This is a genomic window from Acinetobacter silvestris, from assembly GCF_002135235.1.
In the GTDB taxonomy this organism is placed as follows: Bacteria; Pseudomonadota; Gammaproteobacteria; order Pseudomonadales; family Moraxellaceae; genus Acinetobacter; species Acinetobacter silvestris.
Map to the genome: position 1 here is coordinate 63,593 of NZ_NEGB01000006.1, position 26,085 is coordinate 89,677.

Here is a 26,085-nt window from a genome sequence, read left to right on the forward strand (position 1 = left end):
AAAAAATAAAGCAAGAATGGAGGCAGGAAATGAATTCCATTATCCAAATGGACGCGGAATCACACCAATCTTTCTCAAGTTTTGGTTTTTTTGATACTTATCATAAAAACAGTTTTAAGCAACCAGCACGAACCACGTGGATTGATGGCTGGAAAATTGAATATATGGCGATTGCAGACCCTAAAACAGCACACAATACGCCTATTGTTATTGTCGGTGGGGCATTCCAAAACTTTAATTCCTATAAATATTGTGTAGAACAGTTCTTTGAAAGTGGTCCAGTGATTTTGATAGATCTTCCCTCTATGGGGGCGAATCAACAAATTAGGAATGTTGACTCGGGTCTATCAGCAGGAACCTTGGAGCTACCGGACCTATCGCGTATGTTGGGTGAGTGGCTGGATATGCTTAGTGTTCCTAAAGTTGCGGTGGTTGGAATTTCTTTAGGCTCTGTGATTGCCTCTTTTTTTGCAGAGCAACGTCCAGATTTAATTGAAAAAATAATTCTGATGGGGGTTATGCAAAAAACCCGTAAAAGTTGGCGAATGCTATTGGAAGAGTCGCTTGCGCTAATGAAAGAACAGCGCATGGACGAGTTTGGCCAGGCTGTAATTCTTTACTTAGTGAACCATGCCAAACTTGATAAAACGCGTATGTCTCCAACTGCAAAACGTTTGTTTTTTAAGCAAATGGCGGATTTTACCAGTACTGAGCAAGAACGCTACGAAATTAACTGTAATCGTTTATTGCGCTTATCTAATGTGCCTGCACCTATTTGTAATACGCTGGTTGCATGTGGTCAATACGATAGTTTCACTCTACCGCACGAAAATGCTGATTTTGCGTTGCAATGTCCAGATATGCAGTTTGCCATGATTGCGAATGCAGATCATGTGCCACAGTTACAGCGCCGTAAAGAAACCATGAACTTATTCACCACTTATCTAAAAGGTGAGTCCATTAAGAACTTAGATGGCATCATTAATTTAACCCGCGAACAAATGCAAAATATGGAGCGTCGCGGTGAAGAGCGTATCCAAGTTTTACAACCGAATCGTCAGTTAAGCCATCGTCACTCAGATCAAGAAGTTGCAGTTTCAATCGTAGACTTAAATTACTTTGGCTTATTGATGCAGCTTGATGATCAATCGCAGTTTACTTTTGTTGATTCACATCCTCGAGATTTAGCCTTAAATTTATGTGATGATGAGGGGGAATTTAAGATTGAATGTCTTATTTTTGAAACTTCTCAATATGGCATACGTGCATTATTTAAGCATGGAAGTTTTGCAAATGCAGATCGTTTACTTCGATTTGTCCAACGACAAAAACAAGTGAATAGTATTGCAGTGTAATTCTTTTACTTTGGTCCAGTTGCCGATGTAATGTCATCTGAAAATAAAAAAACCAGTCGAATTGGACTGGTTTTTTTATTGGGTCATGATGGCTTTTAGAGTGTGAAATTAAACGTCATGTGATGGATCTAACTTCGCATGAATCATCCAAACCAGATCGCCTAAATGTTCATCAGTATTGGCGGCAGAGTTTTTTTGAAAATAAATGCTGGGTTGTATAACGTCTACTTGATTGAAGCCAGCTTGTTGAAAGAAATTACAGACTTCGGCAGGGTGAGTAAAGTGAAAACTAAAAGCACTACGTGACATGACTTTCAATAATTTACTACTATTCCAAATGATTTTCGCCAATTTGTTTTTAACTGGGTCTGGATATAGATCAGTGAGATAATGTAGGGTTTTGAAGTTTTTCCCATAGAGCACAATGGATTGCAATAATTGTTGTAATAAAGCTTTATCAAAGTAGTTAATCAATCCCTCACTGATGATCACCAGTGGTTTAGCGGGATCAAACTCATCGAAAGCTGTTTTAAAATCTGTGGTAAATAAATCAGCAGAAAGAACATCTGGACTGTTGGGATCAATTTGTTTTAAAGCATCTTGTTTGGTTTGTGCCATATCGGGCAAATCTAATTCACGATAATTAATTGCTGGATAGTTTTTTCTAAACCACCAGCCACGGGGTGAAAGCCCAGCGGCAATTTCTAAAACTTGTATATCAGGATATTGCTGAATGAGTTGAGTCAAATGTTCATCTAATAAAGTATGTCGGGTCTTTAAGGTGGTGCGCATACTGCCACCGACATATTTTTCGGCCCAACTCTCAGCAGGGTGTGCCAGATAAGCCAGTGATTTTCCTTTAGCGGTAGCAAGTAATGGATGTGAAATTCCCATTTGATACCAAATATACCCCGTGTAATGTGCGGTAAAGGAAATATGGCGATGTTTGGATAGTTGTGGCTGTGTCATGGTTATCCTTAACTTAATTTATTTTTCTAAATTTTTACTGCTGTCGATTTGAATGCTTATTCATTTGTTTGAAAATTTTTCAAGCAAATTAAAAAAGGAACATCTGAGATGTTCCTTTATCTTTTAACGAGAATTTTTAAATTCTTCAATGGCTTTTCTGACAGCTTGCCATTCATTGCCTAATTCAAGCTGTGCTCCAATTTGAATATTGGGAATTTTTCCACGCATACGTTCCAGTCTTTCTTGATTAGGCAACGGTAAGTTTTCAATACCTGCCAAAGCTGTACGTGCCGATTCACGATGATTACACACTAAGCCCATATCACAACCTGCATTTAATGCCGCTTGAATCCGGGCATCAGCACCACCTGCAACGCAAGCAGCTTGCATGGTTAAATCATCTGAGAATAAGACACCATCATAGTTAAACTGTTGACGTAAGATCTTTTGCAGCCAAAATTTTGAAAAACCAGCAGGATTGGGATCCACTTTTTCATAAATCACATGTGCAGGCATGAGTGCATCAAGTTGTGGCATGAGTTTAATAAAGCTTTGCATATCTTTATGATAAATTTCGTCATAGCTACGCGTATCGATTGCCGCTGCGACATGAGAGTCTGCTTTGACGGAGCCATGACCAGGGAAATGTTTGCCTGTGGTTGCCATCCCGGCACGTTTCATTCCGTGCATAAAGGCATCGACCAGTGGGACAATATCTGTCATATTTTGTGCAAAACCACGATCGCCAATGACATCACTAATATCATTCAGATCAAGTACGGGCGCAAAGCTGAAATCAATACCCACAGCTAAGACTTCAATGGCCATGAGCCAGCCACATTTTTCAGCAAGTGCTAAAGCTTTTTCTGGTTCAGTTAAGTAGAGTTCTCCAAATTGCCCCATGGCAGGCAGTAGACTAAACCCATGTTTTAAACGCTGTACCCGACCACCTTCCTGATCCACTGCAATTAAAATATCAGGGCGAATTTGGCGCATATGATCGGTTAAAGCACGAACTTGAGCTGGAGATTCTATATTTCGTGCAAATAAAATCATGCCACCGACTTGCGGAGCTTGTAATAGTTCAATATCTTCTAAGGTAAGTTCAGTACCTGCGATGTCTAGCATCAATGCGCCAATCATAGAAAATCCGTGGTTGTATTTTTAAAAAGTAACAATACTCGAATTCTGCAATGATTTGCTACATTTTGTCAGTCCAGATTATGATAAAACGACACTAGATAAAGTTGTTTAAGATTTTGAAACTGTTGAGTGTAGATTGAAAAACAACATAGAAATTGGAAAATCCAAGGAAGTATTAAGAATTTATGAAACTTCAAACAATCGCTTGTGCCGTTGCTATTGCGACGGGTAGTTTGTTCTTTACCCATACCATCGATCAAGCTATGGCGGAAACTAATCCTGCTTCCGTTTCTCAATCCATTCATCCGACTCAAGAGCAAGCCTTAGTAACACGCCAGTTGGCAACGCTGATTGACCGTCAACATTATTTGAATATGCGCTTAGATGCAAATACATCGAATCGCATTTTAGAGATGTACATTGATAGTTTAGATCCGGAACATACTTTATTTTTAGCACCAGAAATTGAAAAATATAAAAAGCAATATGGTGCGACCTTAGGTGCTTCACTTAAAGCGGGTGATTTATCGGGCCCTTATGGCATACATGCTCAATATCGTGAGCGCTTAAAAGAATTCTATACTTTCATTTTAGCTGAGCTGAAAAAGCCGCAAAATCTGAATCAACCTCATGAGTATATTGATTCAGATCGTGAAAAAGCGCCATTTTTTACGACCAAAACAGAGCTGGAGAACTATTGGCGTAAAACGTTGGTCTCTCAGCTGATAAATCTGACGATTTCTAAGCAAGAAGATCAAGCCAAACAAAAAGCCTTGAAAGATGATCCTTCGCTTGCCAATGGTCAAAATTTAGCATCACCAGAAGATTTAAGCCCCGTACAAATGTTAACGAAACGTTATACACGTCAGTTAGAGCGTATTGGACGTACCAAAAGTGACGATGTACTCGAACGCATTTTAAATGCGATGACCTTAACTTATGATCCACATAGCAACTATTTCCCACCTGTGGATGCGATGGAGTTGAATCGTCAAACGACATTGCAATTAGAAGGGATCGGGGTGTCGATCCGTCCAGAACGCGGCAATGAAGATTACACCAAAATTGAAACTATTGTTGATGGTGGTCCTGCCAGCAAATCGGGACAAGTCAAATCTGGGGATCGCATCATTGGTGTGGCTCAAGATGGTAACAAAATGGTGGATGTCATTGGTTGGCCAAGTTCTGAAATTGTGGGTTTGATTCGCGGTAAGCGTGGCACCAAAGTTGCAGTGAAGCTCTTAGGCGCAGGTGCATCAATGAACCAAGCACGTGTGGTGACTTTAACTCGTGACGTGATTCAAGAAGAAGATGCAGGCGTTCGTACCCGTACAGTTGAAATTAGTCGAGATGGTCAAAAACATAAATTTGGTGTCCTTGAAATTCCATCTTTCTATTTAAACTATCGTGCACGCCGTGCAGGGACGGAATATCGTTCAGTTGCTGAAGATACCAATAAAGCATTACAGTCCTTGGCAGCACAAAATGTAGAAGGCATTATCATTGATTTGCGTAACAATCCAGGTGGTTCACTGGAAGAAGTTGCCAAAATGATTGGACAAGTTATTAAAGAAGGTCCAGTAGTTCAAATTCGTGATGGGAATGGCAATGTGAGTGTCTTCCAAGACACCGATGGTGGGGCACAAACGTATGCTGGACCGTTGGCAGTGTTGATTAATCTTGCTTCAGCATCGGCGAGTGAAATCTATTCTGCGGCAATCCAAGATTATGACCGTGGTGTGGTGATTGGAAGTACGACTACTGGGAAGGGTACTGCACAGGTGCAGTTAGATAGTTTAGCCTATGGCCAAGCAACGTTAACCCAACGTAAGTTTTATCGTGTCACTGGTGGTAGTACTCAGAATAAAGGGGTAGTCCCAGATATCAAACTGGTGGATATCTATGATGAGGAATTTGGTGAGCGTAAAGCGAAAAATGCCTTGAAATGGGATACAATTCCGACTGCGCCATTTAAGCGTGATGGTGAAATTCAAAAATATATTCCACAGCTCACTGTGTTATCGCAAAAACGTGTGGCTCAAGATCCACAATTTCAAATGTTAGAAACACGTAAAAATATTGCACAGCAAAGTAAGGAACAAAAGAAAGTCGTGTTGGATATTGACCAACGTAAAGCTGAGTTAAATAGTTTAGAGTTGAAATCATTGCAAGCTGAAAATACGCGACGAATTGCAACTGGGCAAAAACCATTTTCAAACTGGGAAAGTTATCAAGCTTCATTGGATGCTTTGGCTGAATCTAGAGCGAAGATGAAGGCGAATCAGCGACCAGCTTTACCTGAAGAGGAGACTTTTGTGATGGAATCTGCGAATGTGTTGCTCGATTTAGCAAATTTGAAAAAAACGAATTAAAAAGAGTTTTAATGTATAATTGAAAAAAGCATATTTCGATATGCTTTTTTCAATATACTACTTAAAAAACAACTTGACCTTCAATAGGATAGTGATACTTTAAGGAAATTAATATTCTTAAAAAAGATGAGCCTTTACGCAGTGATGCGTTATCTCTTTTTAGTTTCTAATAACAATAATGGATTCATTTTGGAAGTGTTGTTTTATGATTCATATGGGTTATGACAGTAATCTCGTTATAGGTTCTGCATGCATTGCAGTTATAACCTGTTACTGGGGTATTTCATTTGAACAACGCATTTTTAAACAACCCAATTTAAAACGTCAACGAATATTACTTTGCTTGTGTGGTTCCATATTTGGATTCGCTATTTGGAGTATGCATTATGTGGGAATGCTTGCTGGTCATTTACCTGCTGGGTATTCTTTTGATCCTGGTTTAACCATTTATTCATTTATTATTGCTGCAGCAGCTTCTACATTTGCCATTTGGCTGACTACCCGAGAGACCTTACCTTTAGCTAGATTGGTTCTTGGGGCACTTCTCATGGGGCTAGGTATTTCAGGCATGCATTATGTTGGTATGATGGGACTCCAGTTGCCCAATCAAGAGATTCATTATGATCCTTTAATCGTTATTTTTTCAGTACTGATTGCGATCAGTGGATCAGGTCTGTCCTTTTGGTTGGCTTTTAAGTATAAAAAAGCAATTTATTATAAGCGTCTAATTAGGTTTTCGATTGCCTGTATGATCGCATTTAGCATTATTGGAATGCATTATACTGGCATGGCAGCAGCTTCATTTTATAGTTTAGATGATATGACGCATACTCTTCCACAGGGTCAGGAAGGGCATGGGATTTTGCTTTTTGCGATTATATTTGTAACCAGTTTAATATTGGTTGCAGCATTTGCAGTTGCTGTGCTTGAACTTCGTTTGGAAGAACGTAATTTACAACTCTTAAGAGTGAATAAAGAATTAGAGAATTTAGCCTTACAAGATAATTTAACCAAATTACCCAATCGATTATTTCTTGGTGACTATACTGAATCTTTATTTTCAGCATATACAAGTGACTGCAAAATTGCATTTATTTATATTGATTTAGATCGATTTAAATCCGTCAATGATGCATTCGGACATCATGTTGGGGATGAGCTATTGGTTAAATTAGCTCAAAGATTACATGTGCTATTAGAGTATCAGCAGCAGCTTATCCGCATTGGCGGTGATGAGTTTTTGTTGATTTTAGAGCAATCTTCGCAAGCTCAAGCTGAATATGTGGCAGATAGGGTATTGCAACAAATTCAGGAAAGTTTTCGGATTTTAGGTAAAGAAATTAATATTTCAGCCAGTATGGGAATCGCATTTTATCCTGATCATGGTCATAATTTACAAGACCTACTGATTTCTGCTGATGCAGCCATGCTGCGCTCTAAAGAACAAGGACGTAATACCTACAGTATTTTTAATTATTCGATTGACCATCGACAAAGTAATCGTAGTCAATCTAAGCTGATTAATGATTTATATAAAGCAGTCGAAGAACAGCAATTTGTTTTATTTTATCAGCCCAAATTTACGGCAGAGTATCGAATTTGTGGTGTTGAAGCTTTAATTCGCTGGAAACACCCTAACTTGGGTTTACTTGCACCAGGAATGTTTATTGATGGTGCGGAACAAACTGGATTAATTATTAAAATGGGCTACTGGGCACTAGAACAAGCCTGCATGCAAATCCAAGCGTGGACTGAAAAGCGCTATGATTTTTTTCCAATCGCAGTCAATCTTTCCGCAGTTCAATTTGAACATAAGCATTTGATTCAGACCTTAGAACAGTTAATTCAAAAATATCAGTTAAAAGCCAATAGTTTGATTATTGAAATTACTGAGTCGACAGCAATGCATCATATTGAAACGAGTATTCAAACATTTAAAAAGTTAAGAAGTTTGGGGATTCGTTTAGCGATTGATGATTTTGGTACAGGGCATTCAAGCTTTTTATATTTAAAAGATTTACCTGTAGATGAATTAAAAATTGATCGTGAGTTTATTCGTAATTTATCTGAAGGCTCTAAAGAAGAGATTATTCTAGAAAGTATTATTCAGTTAGCCATTCGATTAGGTTTGATTGTGACGGCTGAAGGGGTGGAAACTGAACAACAATCGATCATCCTAAAACGCTTAGGTTGTCAGCAATTACAAGGTTATTTGTTAGGTATGCCTTTACCGGTAGATCGTTTAGAAGAAAACTATTGCTATAGAGATTGAGCATAAGCTTTGTAAATCACCTCATTTAAAATGGCTGTTGATCTGCTACAATATCGCCAATTTTTAATATTGATCAATTTGATCTCTGTGCTGCGGTTCTGCAGTAGGTATTTTTCATGAGTTTTAAAAATGAATTAGCGGCGCAGGTCGCACAGCGACGTACGTTTGCCATTATTTCCCACCCCGATGCTGGTAAAACCACCATGACAGAAAAACTGTTATTGTGGGGCAAAGCGATTCAGGTTGCTGGGATGGTAAAGAGCCGTAAGTCGGATCGAGCAGCAACATCTGACTGGATGGAAATGGAAAAAGAACGTGGTATTTCGATTACTACTTCAGTGATGCAATTTCCATATAAAAAACATGTGATTAACTTGTTGGATACACCGGGACATGAGGACTTCTCGGAAGATACCTACCGAACATTGACTGCTGTTGATTCTGCACTAATGGTGATTGATGGTGCAAAAGGGGTTGAGGACCGAACAGTTAAATTGATGGAAGTGTGTCGTATGCGTGACACACCAATTATTTCATTCGTCAATAAAATGGATCGTGAAATTCGTGAACCACTTGAATTATTGAATGAAATTGAAAATGTTTTAAAAATTCAGTGCGTGCCAATTACTTGGCCGATGGGTACTGGACGTGACTTCGCTGGGGTGTATAACCTACTCGAAGAAAAATTTTATGTATATAAGGCGGGTTTTGGTTCAACCATTACCGAGATTGAAATTCGTGATGGATATGACTATCCAGACCTGCGTGAAAAAGTCGGCGATTTATCTTTTGCTGCATTTGAAGAGTCACTTGAATTGGTACAAATGGCGAATGATCCTTTAGATCGTGAGTTGTTTTTACAGGGTAAACAAACGCCAGTATTGTTTGGTACGGCTTTAGGTAACTTTGCGGTTGATCATGTTTTAGATACTTTCCTTGAGTGGGCACCTGAACCGAAAGCACATCCAACCAAAGAACGGACTGTAGCTGCGACAGAAGAAGGTTTTTCCGGATTTGTCTTTAAAATTCAGGCCAATATGGATCCTAAACATCGTGACCGTATTGCCTTCATGCGTATCTGTTCGGGTAAGTATGAAAAAGGTTTAAAAATGAATCATGTCCGTATTGGTAAAGACGTACGGATTAGTGATGCATTAACCTTCTTGGCTGGTGAGCGTGAGCAGCTTGAAGAAGCATGGCCAGGCGATATTATTGGTTTACACAATCATGGTACGATTCAGATTGGTGATACTTTTACATCAGGTGAAAATTTACATTTCACGGGTATTCCACACTTTGCGCCTGAAATGTTCCGTCGTGTACGCTTAAAAGACCCTTTAAAATCGAAACAATTGCAAAAAGGTTTGAAAGAGCTTTCAGAAGAAGGTGCAACACAGGTCTTCATGCCGCAACTTAACAATGATTTAATCGTTGGTGCGGTTGGGGTGCTACAATTTGATGTAGTTGCATACCGCTTGAAAGAAGAATACAAAGTGGATTGTGTGTATGAGCCTGTAAATATTAATACTGTACGTTGGGTGTCTTGTGATGATGAAAAGAAATTCAATGAATTTAAGAAAAAAGCGCATGACCAATTATCGGTAGATGGCGGTGGTCATTTGACTTATCTAGCACCGAGCCGTGTTAATTTGCAAATTATGCAAGAGCGTTATCCTGATATTCATTTCCGTGCGACACGCGAACATTAAGTGTTTCTGCTGAGCATTTTTGTAAATATAAAAACAGCTTCTTCGTGAAGCTGTTTTTATATAAAAATAACCTGTTTAAAAGCGTATAAGGATTCACGTCCATGCAAAATCAAAAAATAATCATGCTCATACTGTGTCTGAGTAGTTTGAGCTTGGTGGCATGCGATTCTAAAAAAGAAGATCAGACGGCAACATCTGAGCCAAGCGTGGTAGAAGCGAAAGCAGATATTCTTCCTTATTTGCATCTTCAATCAGCCCAAGCCGAGTATGCTTTACCCTTTTGTGAAAAGAAAAACTGTATTGAAATTGATATTCAAACGTTGAAAACCCAAGATCCTTGGATGAATCAATGGATTGCGACCAATCAGTCCATCGTGATCCAACGTCAAATTGATTTAAAGCAAAATATGACGTTGCAACAAGCCATTGATGCTTATGTGAAAAAGTCAGATGCTTGGCAGGATGATTTTAGTAAAAATAAAGCCTATGAATTGCATATGCAGACGCGTATGGCTTCGCAGCGTAATCAATATGTATTACTACAAGTTTCAGTACATAGTCTACAAGCAGAGGTTTCTGTCAAGGAGCGCCAGTACTTCTTTGTGGGTGATCGAAAACTCAAGAAAACCCTCAGTCTTTTAGATGTGATTCAAGTCAACCAACAAAACCAGCTGAATACTTGGGTACAAGAGAAATATCAAGCTTGGCTAGAGACGCAAACACAAGATATTCAAAGTGCAGCACCGAAAAAAATATTTTGGGGGCAATCTGATTGGTTTTTTGATGGTGAGGGAATTGGTTTGCATTATCGTGCCAGTGAAATTGTTAAAGATGGGGCACAATTGGATATTTATTTAACCAAGCAACAAACACAACAAATTCTCAAGCCTGAAATTTTTCAACAAATGTTCTAGGGATGGATACAAAACTCGATTGAGCATTCGGATTAAACGAGCTAGGCTATTGATGAGTAATTAATTTTAAATTTCGTATAAGGCTTGTGCGATGTTAATGAATAAACGGACTGCGGTATTTGGCGTGTTGGTTTTAGTTGGTAGTTTATCTGCCTGTCAAAAACAGGATACCAATCAACATCCGCAAAATACTGAACAGACGAGTGCATCTGCTGTATCTGATGCAACATTAACATTACAAGGGGAAACTGAAAAACTGCAATTGAATCTACCTGAATGTGATGGAAATAGTTGTCCAGAGTTTTCAGTGGATCGTTTGCATACCAATCAGTTGGTGGTAGATAAGACCATTGATCAAGCCATATTGCAGCATCTTGAACAAATTTTAGAGATTAGTAATCAAAGTAAAGTCATTCAAACTGAAACAGATCAAGAGCCACGTAAGCGTGAGCACGCAGATCAGCAACAACAAGCCAGTGTTACGCTGCAAAATAATCATGCAATCAAAACACCAGCTGAGCAAATGGCTGAGCAAGTTCAACCGTATCTCACTGCATTTTTAGCCTTGGATCAAGAGTTAAAAAAAATCGGTGCGAGTAATAAAATTAATATTATGGTGAGCCCTAAAATTCTCAACGCAGACGGTCCTTTAGTGACGGTGGTGTTAAATACCAGCAGTTACTTAGGTGGAGCACATGGTTCATCTTCACAGACTTATTATAATTTTGATTTAAAACAGCAAAAACAAATGACTTTGGATGATGTGCTGCTGCCAAATCAAAAAGCCAATTTAGACAAACTCGCGTATCAAGCATTTAAAACTTGGGTTGCAGATGCCAAGTTGGCTGAAAATATTGCGGACTATGAACAAGTATGGAAATTTATCTTGTCTAAGAATTTTTATTTAGGTCAAAAGAGTCTCATTTTACAATACGGTGAATATGAAATTGGCCCCTATGTGGTCGGATTGCCACGTCTTGAAATTCCGTATGCTCAACTACAAAATATTTTGAAAAAACAGTATTTACCAGAAAAAGTGCAAGTTGTTGATACTGCAACAGAGAAGAAGACTCAATCATAATGATTCATCATGCTTTGTTTGATACGCATACGCACTTTGATGTTCCTGATTTTGATCAAGATCGGGAACGTTTGGCTTATCAAGCTAAGAGCGTTGGCGTGGAGCGACTGGTTTTAATTGGTTTTGTACAAAATCGTTTCCAAGATTTAATCGATACACATCATCAATTGAATCAACTGCAACATGCACCTCAAAGCTATTTAGCACCGGGTCTACACCCTTTTTATATTGAGCAGCATCAGACGAAACATCTAACCGATTTAGCTGATATTTTAGCAACTGAAGATTGCGTGGCCATTGGTGAAATAGGCTTAGATACCTTTCTAAAACAGCATAAGCAATCAGATTTATTCCAAAAACAAAAAGATTTTTTTTCTGCACAAATTGAATTAGCACAACAGTTTAACAAACCTATTCTTTTGCATATTCGTAAGGCACATGCAGATGTACTCGCTATTTTAAAAAAACATCAATTTCAACAGGGCGGTATCGCACATGCTTTTAGTGGTGGGGTAGAAGAGGCAAAGGCCTTTATTAAACTTGGATTTAAATTGGGTGTAACGGGACAAATTACCAATCCAAATGCAAAAAAGTTGCATACGGTCGTTCAAGCAATCGGTGCTGAACATTTAGTTTTGGAAACGGACTGTCCTGATATGACACCATTATGTTGCCAGACTTCGAATGAACATCACACTCGAAATACACCGGTGAATTTACCTTATGTTTTGGAGGGATTAGCCCAAACTTTGCAAATGTCCAAGAGAGATTTAGCTACGCATTTGTGGGCAAATTCACTGCAAGCCTTACATCTTTCTACTGAATAGCCTAACTATTAAAAATAACCAATCAATAACACGCGTCCCCTTTTTTTGGCATACATTAGTATCAACACTGCGCACAGCCGAATAATAACTTTATACCAAGCTGGAGGATAAACTTATGCTAAAGTACAGTGATATCAATAGTTTTCATGCCTTAAAGGCACTTAAGTTAGCATCCGCTACGTATAAAATTTTTAGTTTAAAAGATGCTCAGAATCAATTCGGAGATATTTCATTACTCCCCAAATCACTCAAAGTCCTTTTAGAAAATTTATTGCGTTTTGAAGACAATAAAACTGTAACGAAAGCGCATATTCAAGCCTTGGTCGATTGGCAGAAGAATAAAACCTCTGATCAAGAAATTCAGTACCGTCCAGCACGTGTTTTGATGCAAGATTTTACTGGTGTACCCGCAGTAGTCGATTTAGCTGCGATGCGTACCGCTGTTGAAAAAGCAGGGATTGATCCTGAATGTATTAATCCTTTATCTCCAGTAGACCTTGTGATTGATCATTCGGTTATGGTGGATTATTTTGCAACCAATAAGGCTTTTGATGAAAATGTTGAAATTGAGATGCAGCGCAATGGTGAGCGCTATCAATTCCTTCGCTGGGGACAATCTGGTTTTAATAATTTTAGGGTAGTGCCACCGGGTACAGGCATTTGTCACCAAGTGAATTTAGAATATCTTGCCCAAGCCGTATGGTTGGGCGAGAGTGATGGAGACACCTATGCTTTTCCTGATACCTTGGTCGGCACAGATTCGCATACCACCATGATTAATGGTCTAGGTGTATTGGGATGGGGCGTAGGCGGTATTGAAGCGGAAGCTGCGATGTTGGGCCAACCCATTTCCATGCTGATTCCTGAAGTGATTGGTTTTAAACTCACAGGTAAATTGAAAGAAGGCATTACTGCCACAGATTTAGTCTTAACCATCACGCAAATGCTGCGTAAAAAAGGGGTAGTTGGGAAATTTGTAGAGTTTTATGGTGATGGTCTAGCCGATTTACCATTGGCAGATCGTGCTACGATTGCCAATATGGCACCTGAATATGGTGCAACCTGTGGATTCTTTCCTGTTGATGAAATTACTTTGCAATATATGCGCTTGACGGGGCGGAAAGATGATCGAATTGCTTTGGTTGAAGCCTATTGTAAAGAGCAGGGATTATGGCGGAATATGGGTGATGAGCCCATTTTTACCGATACATTAAGCTTAGATATGAATAGCGTGGTGGCAAGTGTCGCTGGGCCGAAACGTCCACAAGATCGTGTTGAATTACCTAATATTCCAGCGACGTTTAATGCGTTAATGGAGCTGGATTTAAAACCTGCAAAAATAGAACAAGAGCGTTTGATTAATGAGGGTGGGGCAGGTGCTGCAGTTGATGCTATGCATTCCTCTTTACAGAATGATCATCCACACTGCGTGATTGATGGAAAACGCTATCCATTGGTACATGGAGATGTCGTGATTTCAGCCATTACCTCATGCACCAATACTTCCAATCCAAGCGTTATGCTGGCCGCAGGTTTATTGGCAAAAAAAGCGATTGAGAAAGGTTTACATCGGAAACCTTGGGTAAAAAGTTCATTAGCACCCGGTTCTAAAGTCGTAACAGATTATCTTAAAGCATCAGGTCTAATGCCATATTTAGATCAGTTGGGATATAACTTGGTCGGTTATGGCTGTACCACATGTATTGGTAATTCTGGACCATTACCTCAACCGATTGAGGATGCCGTTCAATGTTATGACTTGAATGTAGCTTCGGTACTTTCGGGAAACCGTAATTTTGAAGGGCGTGTTCATCCTTTGGTCAAAACTAATTGGCTGGCATCACCACCTTTGGTGATCGCTTTTGGTTTGTTGGGGACAATTCGCAAAGACATTACCACTGAACCTTTGGGCATAGATCAGCAAGGGAAGAATGTTTATTTAAAAGATATTTGGCCAACGCAATTGGAAATTGATGAGGCACTACAAAATGTCAGTACAGCGATGTTCCATAAAGAATATGCAGCTGTATTTGATGGGGATGCCAAGTGGCAAGCTATTCAAATTCCAAAAACGAAAACTTATGTGTGGGATGAAAAATCAACTTATATTCGCCACCCCCCATTTTTTGAAGGAATTGATCAACCTGCCAAACCAATTCAAAATATTGAAAATGCACGAATACTCGCGGTGCTTGGTGATTCAGTTACCACAGATCATATTTCACCAGCAGGAAATATTAAAAAAGACAGCCCAGCCGGGCGTTATTTACAAGCTCAAGGGGTTGATCCCAAAGACTTCAACTCTTATGGTTCACGCCGTGGTAATCATGAAGTGATGATGCGCGGCACCTTTGCCAATATTCGGATTAAAAATGAAATGTTGGGTGGCGAGGAAGGAGGCGATACGATTTATGTGCCAACGAATGAAAAACTGTCCATTTATGATGCCTCTATGCAATATCAACACGCTGGAATACCTTTGGTGATTATTGCGGGTAAAGAATATGGTACAGGTTCATCACGAGATTGGGCCGCAAAAGGAACTAATTTGTTGGGAGTGAAGGCCGTAATTACCGAGAGTTTTGAGCGCATTCATCGCTCAAATTTGGTGGGAATGGGCGTGCTTCCATTACAGTTTGTAGATGGTCAAACGCGTCAGAGTTTAAATTTGACGGGAAATGAAATTTTATCGATCCATAGTTTATCTGATGATTTACAACCACATCAAATGCTTGATGTGGAGGTAAAACGTGCAGATGGTTCATTAGATCGTTTCAAAGTGTTATGTCGTATTGATACTTTGAATGAAGTGGAATATTTTAAAGCAGGGGGTATTTTGCATTATGTATTGCGTAATATGATTACCGCTGAATAGTTTTAATCAAGAATTTAGAGTTCTCCAAGCCCTGCGTAAAAGAAGGGCTTTTTTTTTATTTGTAAAGACAGACAAGACGTCATTCAAGAAAAACAGTAAAATATGCATACGTAAATTAATTTCGATGTAAGCAATGACTGATCTGCTCCAAGATGATGAATATGACCGCCGTTTTGCAGGTGTAGCAAAAATTTATGGAGAGGATACTTTTAGTCATTATGAAAAAAGTCATGTCATGGTGATCGGTATTGGTGGTGTTGGTTCATGGGCTGTAGAAGCATTAGCACGGACAGGACTGGGTGAACTCACCTTAGTCGATATGGACTCTATTGCGGCATCCAATATCAATCGTCAACTGCCTGCAATGACTGCAACTTTAGGGCGTGAGAAAATTGAGGTAATGGCAGAGCGTTGTTATTCAATTAATCCACGCATTAAAATTAATTTAATTGATGATTATGTAACCCCTGAAAATGTGGCTGAAATATTAACCAAGACGCCAGATATTGTGTTGGATTGCATCGATGATGTGAAAGCCAAATTAGCACTCATGTTGCATTGTCGTTTTAATAAAATTCCATTGATTGTGTCTGGTGGAGCGGGTGGGAAATTAGATCCACTCAAGATCCGAGTCGCTGATTTATCTAAAACTGAACAAGACCCAATGTTGGCAAAACTTCGTACCCAATTGCGTGCCAAAGGTATTTGTAAAAAGCCCAAAGAAAAATTTGGGATTAGTTGTGTCTATTCAATTGATAATCCATTTTCAAGTGCTGATGTATGTGCAAGTGCAGGATTACGCTGTGGTGGATATGGTTCAGCCGTAGTGGTGACGTCTAGTTTCGCCATGATTGCTGTGGCAGAGGTCTTGAAAAAGTTAGACATGAAAAAAGCGAAGTCTTAGACTTCGCTTTTATTTGGATTAATCATTGAGTGGAAGCTGATCATCTTGAATGTAATGAGATTTATTTCTAGAAATATTGGCTAATTTGCTGTCGTAATAATTGAAAAATAAAATAAATAAAACAATGAGCATAAGAATTCCGATTTTCTTAGCGGTATGCATAAAAGATCTCTTCTATTGCTTCATTAAGTCTTAAAATTCTAGTGAAACTTAATGATCTAATCTAATACAGAAAAGAGAGCTATCTATCTAATTTTGAGATGTGTATGCCAACACTTAAGCAATTTAATTATCTGATTAAAATTATAGAAGACGGTAGTTTTACCGCAGCTTTTGAAAAATTATTTATTGTACAGTTTGCTTTAAGTCGACAAATTAAATTACTTGAAGAAGAGATAGATTTTCAGATTTTTGATCGAACTAAAAAGCGCATCAAGCTGACATCTGCAGGTGAGGTATTTTATCAAAAAATTAAAAATAATTTATATAATATGGCTGAAATTATTGAGTTCTCACAGAATATTGCAAAGGGTGCTGATCAGATCATTAAAATTGCACACTCCAGTAGTATTGTCATGAATATGGATAAGATAGAAGCATTAAAATCGGTGAGTTCAACCTATCAGGTTAATTTTGAAATCAATACGCTATCTTTCGAACAGCAAGTGATGGCGCTGTTAAAGGGTGAAATTGATATCGGCTTTATTCGACCACCTGTTTTACACACTTTGGATGAGTTGAATGCTGTGACAATTTATACTCAGCCTTTATATTTAGCATGTCATAAACAACATCCACATTTTGGTCATGCCAAGGCAGTACAGATTCGTGATTTAAGAGAAGAAGAGTTTGTGTCCACACCACATGCAACGCGAGGTGGATTAAGTTATTTGGTCTCAAACTTATGTCTAACGCAGGGTTTTTTACCTAAAAAAGCTCAAATTCAATCTAGAAAAGCATCTCAATTACAATTGGTCGCGGCACACTTGGGGATTTGTATCGTGCCTGAAGAATTCCACAGTATTTTACCTGAACAGGCGCAATTATTACCTTTGGAAAATGGAGGAGTGCTTTCAGAAGTTGTGATGCTATGGAGCAAAGAGAAAGAGCAACGGGTTCAAGATTGTGCGGCAGCACTGGCAGATTATTTTAATGTACAAATTTTAATGTGAAAAATAAGGCTCCTGATTAGGAGCCTTATTTTGTTAGGCTTGATTTTCTTGCAAATAATCTTCAGTACGTTGCATGGTCTCTTTAATGTTTTGAATGGCATTTTCAAGATCAGCAAAAGTTTTGGCATTACCGCCACTTAAAGCCTGACGCCATTTACGAGCACCCGGAAGATTTTGGAATAAACCTAAAATATGGCGAGTAATAATCGAAAGCGGCGCACCTTGTTGCAGACGTTGAGCAATATAAGGTAGCATTTGCTCGATAATTTCAAAACGATTAGGTGCTTCTAAATTCCACAATTGCCCAAGCTCAGCCAATAAGTACGGATTATGGTAGGCCTCACGACCAATCATCACACCATCAACATGTTTTAAATGTTCCTGAGTCTCAGCAAAAGTTTTAATTCCACCATTGATCTCAATGATTAAATTTGGACGATCTTGCTTTAAACGGTAAACATCTTCATAACGTAAAGGTGGAACATCGCGGTTTTCTTTTGGCGATAATCCTTGCAGCAATGCAATACGAGCATGCACAATAAAATTATCACAACCTGTTTTGGCAACAGTGTCGACGAAATGCAGCATCTCTTCATAAGACTGCATGTCATCAATGCCAACACGATGCTTGACTGTAACTGGAATATCAACTGCGTTGCGCATTTCGGCAATACATTCTGCGACCAAGTCGGGCTCAGCCATTAAGCAAGCGCCAATCTTATTGTTTTGTACTCGGTCACTTGGGCAGCCAACATTGAGGTTGACTTCATCATAGCCCCAATCTTGAGCCATTTTAGTACAGGTTGCTAAATCTTTGGGGTTTGAGCCGCCGAGCTGCAACACAATCGGGTGTTCTTCGTTATTGTAGTCTAGATGACGGTTTGCTCCACCAAATAGAATGGCACCTGTTGTCACCATTTCAGTATATAAAATTGCATTTGGATTAAATAGGCGTGCAAAAAGACGATAATCACGTGTCGTCCAATCCATCATCGGGGCAACCGAGATACGGGGCTGTAAAGCTTGGATTGAAGACATAGACTAGACCTAGAACATTGAGAGCGCAGAATTATACGTGCTTTATTTGAAAAGCAACAGTAAAGCCTATGAATTGTATTGTTAGTGTGGTTTAACAATATGATTTTTAGTGTAAAAACAAGAATAATCTAGCGGATGGCAGTATTGTTAAATACACAATATTTACGTATGTTGAAGAATCAATAAAAATAATTGTTGGGGGTACAATGTTCGTTTTAGAAGAAATATTTAAAAGTAAAAAGTGTGAAAATACCGATCAATTTAATTTAAGAATTCATCGTGGACTGAGTTGGTTTAAAAAATCCCAGCAATTGGATGACGATTTAGAGCTGAAATTTATCTGCCTTTGGGTTTCATTTAATGCAATTTATGCTCAGGAGTTGCTTATCACGCATGATCATCAAAAATTTAAACAGTTTTTAATTGCTATGTTTCAAGTAGATTGTGAGCAGCGGATTCATCATATTACTTGGGAAAAAATGAGCTTACCTATTCGAGCACTGTTAGATAATCCTTATGCTTTCCAAACATTTTGGGATTATCAAAATAATAGAATTAGCCAATTCGCTTGGAAAAAAGAGTTCGAGTTGGAAAAGCAAAAAGTTCATCAAGCACTGCAAAAAAAGGATACCATTGATATTTTATATATGGTTTTTAATCGCTTATATACGTTAAGACTTCAAGTTATATCTGGTGGTGTCACCTATAAGAGTTCAGTGCATCGCCAGCAATTACAAGATAGTTGTTATGTTTTATCTGCATTCATTCCTATTTATATTCGCCTATTATTAGAGAATGCTCAAACTCTGGATCTAGAACAACCTTTTTATCCAGTTGTTCAGATGTCTTAGTTTTTAGACACTATCTTTAAAAGGAAATTTAAATTTTACTGATATACGATTTAGTCGCTGCAATATTTAGCTAAAATTTCATGCTTAAAAATAAATCAAATTCTATTAGCTGAACATATGTCTGAATAGCTCACAAGATAGATGACATTCATATCAGCTATCTTGCGTTGTTTTACGATAATTTTTGATATTGAGAGATGATCTTTTATTTAAGCCGTCTGTACTTTTGAATGATAAAGCATATCCAATAAAGCAAAAAAAGCTGAGCCAATTACTAGGCAGAGTCCCGCAACACAGGTCATGGCCCATCCACCATGATGCCATGCATAAATACCCAAGGCAGAACCACATGCACCACCGATAAAATAAATGGTCATATAAATTGAGTTAATTCGAGATTTAGCATCAGGACGTAATCTGAAAATAATATTTTGATTACTACTATGTACCGTGGCTAAACCGAAATTGATAATGCCATAACCAATCACATAACTTATTAGCGATTGTCCACCGAAATAAAGGAAGCCCCAACTGATTGCAAGAATTGTGATCCCAATCCAAGTCAGTGCTTTAGTGTGTCCACGGTCTGCAATTTTACCAATTTTAGTGGTCGATAATGCACCAAAAACACCAATCAGAGTCGCTACCCCAACCAACACATCCGGTAAATTAAACGGTTCTGAGGTGAGTAATACTGCAATGGTAGAAAATAGAATACTCATGGCAGCAAAGGCAAAACCACCCACCAATGCTCGATACAGTAAGCGAGGCTCTTGCTTGAGTAAATGACCCATCGATTGGAAAATTTTGGCATAGCTCATTTTCATGATAGGCACATGCGGTAATTTTGATTTGAGTAAAAAAGCGATAATAAGCATGAGTACTGCACTCACTGCATAAATCAACTTCCAATTGAATAAGTTGGATAGCAGTCCTGCTAAGCTGGTAGAAAGTAACAGTCCTACTAATAAACCACTCATGAGAAATCCAACCACTTCTCCAGTTTTTTCAGGTTTTACTGCCATGGTTGCCAAGGGAATCAGGACTTGTGCTGCTACAGAAAAAAGCCCAGCAATAATGGTTCCGACCCATAGCATGGGTAAATTCACGGCAAAGGCGCAAAGTAATAAACCAATTGCGGCAAAGAACATGAGTACTGGAATGAACTTGGTCTTATTTACAATGTCACCCACAGGTACAATAAATAATAGTCCTAGAGCATAAGACACCTGAGCAAAAGTAACGGTCAAAGCCACTTGTGATTCTGGCACATTAAAATATTGTTGAATGGAGTGTATGAGGGGTTGGCAGTAATAGTTGGCACCAGCACATAAACCACAGGCAATAGCCATGAGCCATAATAAGGGTTTATTTTGGCTAATATCGAGTGGGGGATTCATAAGACTTCCTAGCTTGTTTTGTTACATACAATAAGCAGTAGCTTCAATTTCAATGAGCATACCTTGTATTGCAAGACACGGAACAGGAATGAGTGTACAAGCAGGAAAATCTTGATCTTTCCAAAGCTGTTGCATTTCCTGAATTAAAAACTGATGCTTTTTAGAGCTATGATCAACCACTAGAATTCTTAAAACAGCAATATCTAAAAGAGAGGCATCAACCGATTCCAAAGCATTTTTTAAATTTAAAAAAGCCTGATGCGTCTGTTCAGCAAAATCTAGAGATAGTTGTCCTCGTTGGTTTTCACCACCTTGTCCTGAAATGTGAAGTACACGTAGAAAGTGTCTAACTTCAGCAACGTGACTATACGCAAAAGGTCGTGGATTATAAAGTGTCTTTGGGTTAAAGACTTGAAAGGAGCACATTGGAAAACCAATTTTCGAATTCATAAATTTTTCATGACTTGTTGGATAATTTTGTTAGTATTAAAGCTCAAGTTAACTTGAGGTCAAGCATAAATTGATAGATAAAATTGATGATCAAAAACAATTAAATCAATGGCTCAGTATTGGTGAGTTGGCTGAACGGAGTGATGTCAGTGTGCCTGCTTTAAGGTTTTATGAAACCAAAGAACTTATTTGGAGTACTCGAACTGAAGGAAATCAGCGGCGCTATCAACGTGCCATGCTGAGGCGAGTAGCGATTATTAAAGTCGCTCAACAAGTGGGAATTAGTTTACAACAGGTCAAGGATGCATTTTCTGTTTTACCTAAGCATGAGGTTGCCAGTAAACACGATTGGAAAAAGATGTCGCAAGTGTGGCAAACCCAATTAGATCAAAATATTGTGAGCTTATTGCAACTCCGACAGCAATTGGATAAATGCATTGGCTGTGGATGTTTGTCATTGAAACAGTGCCCACTACGGAATCCAGAAGATCAATTTGCACAGGAGTCGGCAGGGGCGCATTTTCAAGATGTACTCACTAGCTTATTGAGCCAGAATGTTTGATCTACTGAAATTTTAGATGATGAGTTGTGAATCTTGTATTGATCCAAATTGACCAATCCAAAATGGACGATTATGAATCCCATGACCAAACCAATCACCTTGATAAAGGGGGATGGCCAATGGATTGAAATGCTCACTGAAGATTTCGGCAATACTATGCGGTACATTTTTTTGTGGACATTGATAAAAATCTCCAAGCACGACCGCTTTAAGCTGCGTTGTATCCATGCTTTGTAGGAGTTGGACTAACGAACGTTCCAAACGATAATAGGGTTCACCGACATCTTCCAAGAATAAAATACTGGGTTGCTTTAATTTAAGGGCATTAGATGTACCTTGTAAGCTAGATAAAACAGTTAAATTTCCGCCTAAAATATGTAGCTTTTTAAGTTTTAACTGTTGCAGCGCAGAGGTGTTCAATGCAGATAAAGCATAAGGACTATTCTTGTTTGATTCATCTGTAATTTGCGCTATTGAAAGTAAGTTAATGACCTTTAATGCATCATCGGAAAGTGGTTGGTTATTCAAATTTTTGACGGCAATTTCCTGAAACACAGGGCCGTGTATAGCTTGTCCGCCATGCATTGCAATATAATTCAATAAAACCGTGCTATCCGAATACCCAATAATCGGTTTATTTAAAATCCAATCATCTAAATGTGGCACCAATTCAGCAGCACCAGTACCACCACGACCACACCAAATGGCATCCACAGTTGGATCTAAGCAGGCATTTTTTAAATCGAGAATACGTTGCTCCGCGGTTCCTGCCAAATAACGATATTGAGAAAAAACATGTTCAGATAAACTCACTTGATGCCCTAAGCTCTTAAGTAGATTTTGTGCCAGTTGTATTTTTTCAATATCGACGCAAGCGCTTGGAGAGACAATTCTAAAATGCATGTTTAGTCCTAATTAGTGTGCGAGTTTCTTTTTAGACAAGGTCACCATCATGACACCAATAATATTTAGCAGACAACCAAACCATTGTATTGCATTCATGTGTTCGCCTAAAAAAGCCACAGCTAGCATAATGGTCAGAATCGGGCCAATTGAGCCAATCATGGACGATTGGGCTGCACCTAAACGTGAAATACTTTGTGCAATGAGAATGGTCGGAAGGACGGTGACGAATAAACCTAATGCAATCCCATACCAAATGACTTCAGAAGGCAATTGATTGAGCAAGCTCATCGGGTTCGGTGTAGCGATTATAAAATGAGTGAATGTTCCCAAACAGGCAATACTTAAGGCCAGTCCAGAAAAATTCCAAGAACCAAATTTTTGAATGAGACGTGGTGTCAGTAATAAATAGCTAGCAAAGCTAATGGCACTCGCAAATACCAAACTGACACCTAACCAAAAATCACCTTCATGTGGCACGGTACTTTGTTCTTGTAGCATTACAATCACTGTTCCGCCGTAGCTTAAAGTGATTGCAAAAATGCTTTTGAAGCTTAATGCTTGTTTATAAATAACACTCGATGCAATCACAGTTAAGGTTGGATATAAAAATAGAATGATACGTTCCAAGGAGGCACTGATATACATCAAGCCGGTAAAATCTAACCAACTCGAAAAGTAATAGCCGATTAATCCAGCCAAAATAAGCAGCATCCAATCTTTTATGGGGATGTTTTTATTGCGATGACGATTTAACCAGCAGATCAGAACAAAGAAAGGTAATGCACTTACCATTCTCAGAGCCATTAAGACCGTGCCATCCACCAATGGAGAGAGTGCATAGGTTTGTTTAATAAAGATGGCTTTGGTGCTAAAGAGAAACGCAGCACATAGCGCAAAAATAGAACCTAACTGCGTGCTTGATAATTTTAATTTCATACCACCAACTGTGCAGAATCTATTTTATATTGAGATATAAAATATTGAAGCTTGAGTATAAAGATTTTCACTTTAGAGGTGAAATGCAAAAAAAGAATCAGTTTGAACAAAAAATGGAATGTGAATCAAGTGTAGAGTGGGAGAATTGATCTTTTTAGGTTTAAGAATTCGTAATCATAAATAAAAATATGTGCGTTTATAAAACAAATTTATGATTAAAATTGCATCAATTTGGTGCGAATTGAGTGTTTTTAGAGTGATTTTTGCCAAGCATCATCATCTGGCAAAATGGCGAATAAATTTTTTAAAAAGATTATTGCTCTACATTTATAGCTTCTATTAATGAAATTGTTTGAGCCCAGCCAAGTCTATTGAATTATGAATGAAATCAATTTTACATTTCAAAAGTGACTCACAATGCTGACTAAGAATAGTCAATTATCAGCCAACGAATCTGCTAAGTTATCTGTTATAAATTGTCAGAAATGCAAATTTAGTTAAAAAGTGTGCAATATGGCGTCAGGTTTTCTATATAAATAAAGTGATTTGGAAAACATGCAACAGTGTAAAATTTTGTTGAAAGAGTCAATCGTATTCAGGAGAGGCAGATTGAAATGATTAACTTATAAAAGAAGTAAGAAAAAAGAAATGTTATAGATGGGTGAAATTGGAACTCCGAATCTAGATTTTAATATCACTGAAATATATATATGGTATGTCGAATAATTATATTTGTGAACGATCAGTTCAAAATATAGTCATTTATTAAATAAATATTGGGTAGTAATTTAAATTAGTTCAATTAGAATCCAAAAATTCAGAACAATGCATCCTAGGGGGAAACATCGTTATTTACGATGTTTGCTTGAAGAAAAATTAGCTTGAGGAATGCTCATGCAGATCGGAATCCCAACTGAAACAGTCGCCGGTGAAAATCGTGTAGCTGCTACGCCAGAGACAGTAAAAAAATTGATTAGCGCAGGTCATAGCGTAGTCATTGAACGTGGAGCTGGTGTAAAGGCGGCCTATATTGACAGCGCTTATGAACAAGTCGGTGCCAAAATTACGGAAGATGCTTATACCGGTAGTCAAATGATTTTGAAGGTTCGCTCGCCACAAGGTGATGAAATTCAAAAAATTGCTGCGAATACCGCTTTAATTGCAATGTTTGACCCATACCGAAATACGCTACTCGATCAATTTGCAGCACAACAAGTATCTGCATTTGCATTGGAGCTCTTGCCTCGTACGCTTTCTCGTGCACAAAATATGGATGTCTTGTCTTCTCAAGCCAATTTAGCAGGTTATAAATCTGTACTTTTGGCAGCGGCAGAATATCAACGCATGTTTCCAATGCTGATGACCGCTGCGGGTACGGTTAAACCCGCGCGTGTTGTGATTATGGGAGTCGGTGTTGCAGGCTTACAAGCGATTGCGACTGCAAAACGTTTGGGTGCTGTGGTTGAAGCAACCGACTTACGTCCGACTGCACGTGATCAAGTTGAGTCTCTCGGTGGTAAATGGTTAGACGTTCCAATGTCTGATGAAGAGAAGCAAAAAGCTGCTGATGCTGCGAAAAATGGTTATGGCTGGATGCCGGGTGAGCAATACATCAAAGATCAAGCTGCCATTGTTGATAAAGCTGTTGCAAATGCCGATATTGTGATTACCACAGCACTATTGCCTGGTCGTGATGCGCCACGTTTAATTAAGACTGAAACTGTGACCAAAATGAAACCAGGTTCAATCATTCTTGATATGGCGGTTGAATCAGGTGGTAACGTTGAAGGCTCTAAATGCGGTGAAAATATTGTCACGAGCAATGGTGTCACAATTTTAGGTATTCCGAATATTCCTTCTACAGTGTCGACTGAAGCTTCAGCGCTGTATGCACGTAACGTTTTTAATTTCGTAGAAACTTTGTTTGATGCAGAGAAAAACTTTGTGGTCAACCAAGAAGATGAAATTCAAAAAGCTCTATTGGTAACTCATGGCGGCCAAGTGCTGTTAAAGCGTGGTTAAGGAGAAATTTTATGGTTGAAACGATTACAATTTTCGTCCTTGCCATCTTTGTGGGTTACTACGTGGTTTGGGGGGTAACACCTGCGCTACATACGCCACTCATGGCGGTAACCAATGCACTTTCATCCATTATTGTTGTTGGTGCAATGCTACAAACTGTAGGTATGCCAAGTATTGGGATGGATGCAAACGTGGCTTTCCAAAGTGTTAACGTTGTAAGCGTACTTGGTGCGGTTGCTGTATTTTTGGCAAGTATTAATATTTTTGGTGGCTTTGCAGTAACTGCACGCATGCTAGAAATGTTCAAGCCTAAGCAAAAGAAATAAG

Annotated in this window: 21 protein-coding genes; 14 read left to right on the top strand and 7 right to left on the bottom strand. The window is 38.6% G+C overall.

Going from position 1 to position 26,085, the window contains the following annotated elements; all coding sequences use genetic code 11:
- Positions 1-29 precede the first annotated feature (29 nt).
- Positions 30-1,355 carry an alpha/beta fold hydrolase gene (locus B9T28_RS11000; protein ID WP_086204034.1) on the top strand — a complete coding sequence of 442 codons (1,326 nt, stop codon included), beginning with the start codon at positions 30-32 and terminating at the stop codon, positions 1,353-1,355.
- A gap of 108 nt (positions 1,356-1,463) precedes the next feature.
- Here the strand turns inward: B9T28_RS11000 and B9T28_RS11005 are convergent, their stop codons facing one another.
- Both B9T28_RS11005 and nagZ read right to left on the bottom strand, forming a co-directional pair.
- Entirely contained in the window at positions 1,464-2,324 is an 861-nt protein-coding gene (locus tag B9T28_RS11005) for a class I SAM-dependent methyltransferase (protein WP_086204035.1), read from the bottom strand.
- Positions 2,325-2,447: 123 nt separating this feature from the next.
- Positions 2,448-3,467, bottom strand: a complete 1,020-nt coding sequence (nagZ, locus tag B9T28_RS11010) for a beta-N-acetylhexosaminidase (RefSeq protein ID WP_086204036.1) — start codon at positions 3,465-3,467, stop codon at positions 2,448-2,450.
- 185 nt (positions 3,468-3,652) lie between these two features.
- Here nagZ and B9T28_RS11015 point away from each other — a divergent pair, with 185 nt between their 5' ends.
- The 9 genes from B9T28_RS11015 to B9T28_RS11055 all read left to right on the top strand — a co-directional run bounded on the left by B9T28_RS11015 (position 3,653) and on the right by B9T28_RS11055 (position 17,593).
- Positions 3,653-5,839 carry a carboxy terminal-processing peptidase gene (locus tag B9T28_RS11015; RefSeq protein ID WP_086204037.1) on the top strand — a complete coding sequence of 729 codons (2,187 nt, stop codon included), beginning with the start codon at positions 3,653-3,655 and terminating at the stop codon, positions 5,837-5,839.
- Between the two features lie 205 nt (positions 5,840-6,044).
- Positions 6,045-8,111 (top strand): bifunctional diguanylate cyclase/phosphodiesterase, encoded by a 2,067-nt coding sequence (locus B9T28_RS11020; RefSeq protein ID WP_086204038.1) that lies wholly within the window; start codon positions 6,045-6,047, stop codon positions 8,109-8,111.
- A gap of 116 nt (positions 8,112-8,227) precedes the next feature.
- Positions 8,228-9,820 carry a peptide chain release factor 3 gene (locus B9T28_RS11025; RefSeq protein ID WP_086204039.1) on the top strand — a complete coding sequence of 531 codons (1,593 nt, stop codon included), beginning with the start codon at positions 8,228-8,230 and terminating at the stop codon, positions 9,818-9,820.
- A gap of 101 nt (positions 9,821-9,921) precedes the next feature.
- A complete protein-coding gene (locus B9T28_RS11030) occupies positions 9,922-10,734 on the top strand; it encodes a hypothetical protein (RefSeq protein WP_143222614.1) in 813 nt (270 codons plus the stop codon).
- Between the two features lie 91 nt (positions 10,735-10,825).
- Positions 10,826-11,815: an RsiV family protein gene (locus B9T28_RS11035; RefSeq protein WP_086204040.1), complete on the top strand. Its 990-nt coding sequence runs from the start codon at positions 10,826-10,828 to the stop codon at positions 11,813-11,815.
- Complete coding sequence (locus tag B9T28_RS11040) at positions 11,815-12,642, top strand: TatD family hydrolase (RefSeq protein WP_434057135.1); 828 nt, start codon at positions 11,815-11,817, stop codon at positions 12,640-12,642. The genes B9T28_RS11035 and B9T28_RS11040 overlap by 1 nt, the downstream gene beginning before the upstream one ends.
- Positions 12,643-12,757: 115 nt before the next feature.
- Positions 12,758-15,517 (top strand): aconitate hydratase AcnA, encoded by a 2,760-nt coding sequence (acnA, locus tag B9T28_RS11045; protein ID WP_086204041.1) that lies wholly within the window; start codon positions 12,758-12,760, stop codon positions 15,515-15,517.
- A 133-nt stretch (positions 15,518-15,650) separates the two neighbouring features.
- Positions 15,651-16,421: a tRNA threonylcarbamoyladenosine dehydratase gene (locus tag B9T28_RS11050; RefSeq protein ID WP_086204042.1), complete on the top strand. Its 771-nt coding sequence runs from the start codon at positions 15,651-15,653 to the stop codon at positions 16,419-16,421.
- A gap of 266 nt (positions 16,422-16,687) precedes the next feature.
- Positions 16,688-17,593 carry a LysR family transcriptional regulator gene (locus tag B9T28_RS11055; RefSeq protein ID WP_086204043.1) on the top strand — a complete coding sequence of 302 codons (906 nt, stop codon included), beginning with the start codon at positions 16,688-16,690 and terminating at the stop codon, positions 17,591-17,593.
- A gap of 33 nt (positions 17,594-17,626) precedes the next feature.
- Here B9T28_RS11055 and dusA read toward each other — a convergent pair whose 3' ends face one another.
- Positions 17,627-18,631, bottom strand: a complete 1,005-nt coding sequence (gene dusA / locus B9T28_RS11060) for a tRNA dihydrouridine(20/20a) synthase DusA (RefSeq protein ID WP_086204044.1) — start codon at positions 18,629-18,631, stop codon at positions 17,627-17,629.
- A 206-nt stretch (positions 18,632-18,837) separates the two neighbouring features.
- Here dusA and B9T28_RS11065 point away from each other — a divergent pair, with 206 nt between their 5' ends.
- Positions 18,838-19,482 (top strand): HEPN domain-containing protein, encoded by a 645-nt coding sequence (locus B9T28_RS11065; protein ID WP_086204045.1) that lies wholly within the window; start codon positions 18,838-18,840, stop codon positions 19,480-19,482.
- A 209-nt stretch (positions 19,483-19,691) separates the two neighbouring features.
- Here B9T28_RS11065 and B9T28_RS11070 read toward each other — a convergent pair whose 3' ends face one another.
- Both B9T28_RS11070 and B9T28_RS11075 read right to left on the bottom strand, forming a co-directional pair.
- Positions 19,692-20,882, bottom strand: coding sequence for an MFS transporter (locus B9T28_RS11070; RefSeq protein ID WP_086204046.1), 1,191 nt, complete (start codon positions 20,880-20,882; stop codon positions 19,692-19,694).
- 21 nt (positions 20,883-20,903) lie between these two features.
- On the bottom strand, positions 20,904-21,332 hold the full coding sequence (locus B9T28_RS11075; RefSeq protein WP_086204047.1) for a RidA family protein: 429 nt from the start codon (positions 21,330-21,332) through the stop codon (positions 20,904-20,906).
- A 70-nt stretch (positions 21,333-21,402) separates the two neighbouring features.
- On the opposite strand from B9T28_RS11075, the gene soxR reads away from it, so the two are divergent.
- Positions 21,403-21,894 (top strand): redox-sensitive transcriptional activator SoxR, encoded by a 492-nt coding sequence (gene soxR / locus B9T28_RS11080; protein ID WP_086204048.1) that lies wholly within the window; start codon positions 21,403-21,405, stop codon positions 21,892-21,894.
- A 12-nt stretch (positions 21,895-21,906) separates the two neighbouring features.
- On the opposite strand, the gene B9T28_RS11085 is transcribed toward soxR, so the two are convergent.
- Positions 21,907-22,797: an LD-carboxypeptidase gene (locus B9T28_RS11085; protein WP_086204049.1), complete on the bottom strand. Its 891-nt coding sequence runs from the start codon at positions 22,795-22,797 to the stop codon at positions 21,907-21,909.
- Positions 22,798-22,809: 12 nt separating this feature from the next.
- The gene (locus B9T28_RS11090; protein WP_086204050.1) at positions 22,810-23,736 is read right to left on the bottom strand and encodes a DMT family transporter; all 927 of its coding nucleotides are present in this window, start codon (positions 23,734-23,736) and stop codon (positions 22,810-22,812) included.
- A gap of 894 nt (positions 23,737-24,630) precedes the next feature.
- Between B9T28_RS11090 and B9T28_RS11095 the strand changes: the two genes are divergently transcribed.
- Both B9T28_RS11095 and B9T28_RS11100 read left to right on the top strand, forming a co-directional pair.
- The gene (locus tag B9T28_RS11095; protein ID WP_086204051.1) at positions 24,631-25,758 is read left to right on the top strand and encodes a Re/Si-specific NAD(P)(+) transhydrogenase subunit alpha; all 1,128 of its coding nucleotides are present in this window, start codon (positions 24,631-24,633) and stop codon (positions 25,756-25,758) included.
- An 11-nt stretch (positions 25,759-25,769) separates the two neighbouring features.
- Positions 25,770-26,084 carry a proton-translocating transhydrogenase family protein gene (locus B9T28_RS11100; protein WP_086204052.1) on the top strand — a complete coding sequence of 105 codons (315 nt, stop codon included), beginning with the start codon at positions 25,770-25,772 and terminating at the stop codon, positions 26,082-26,084.
- The last annotated feature ends 1 nt before the right edge of the window (position 26,085 follow it).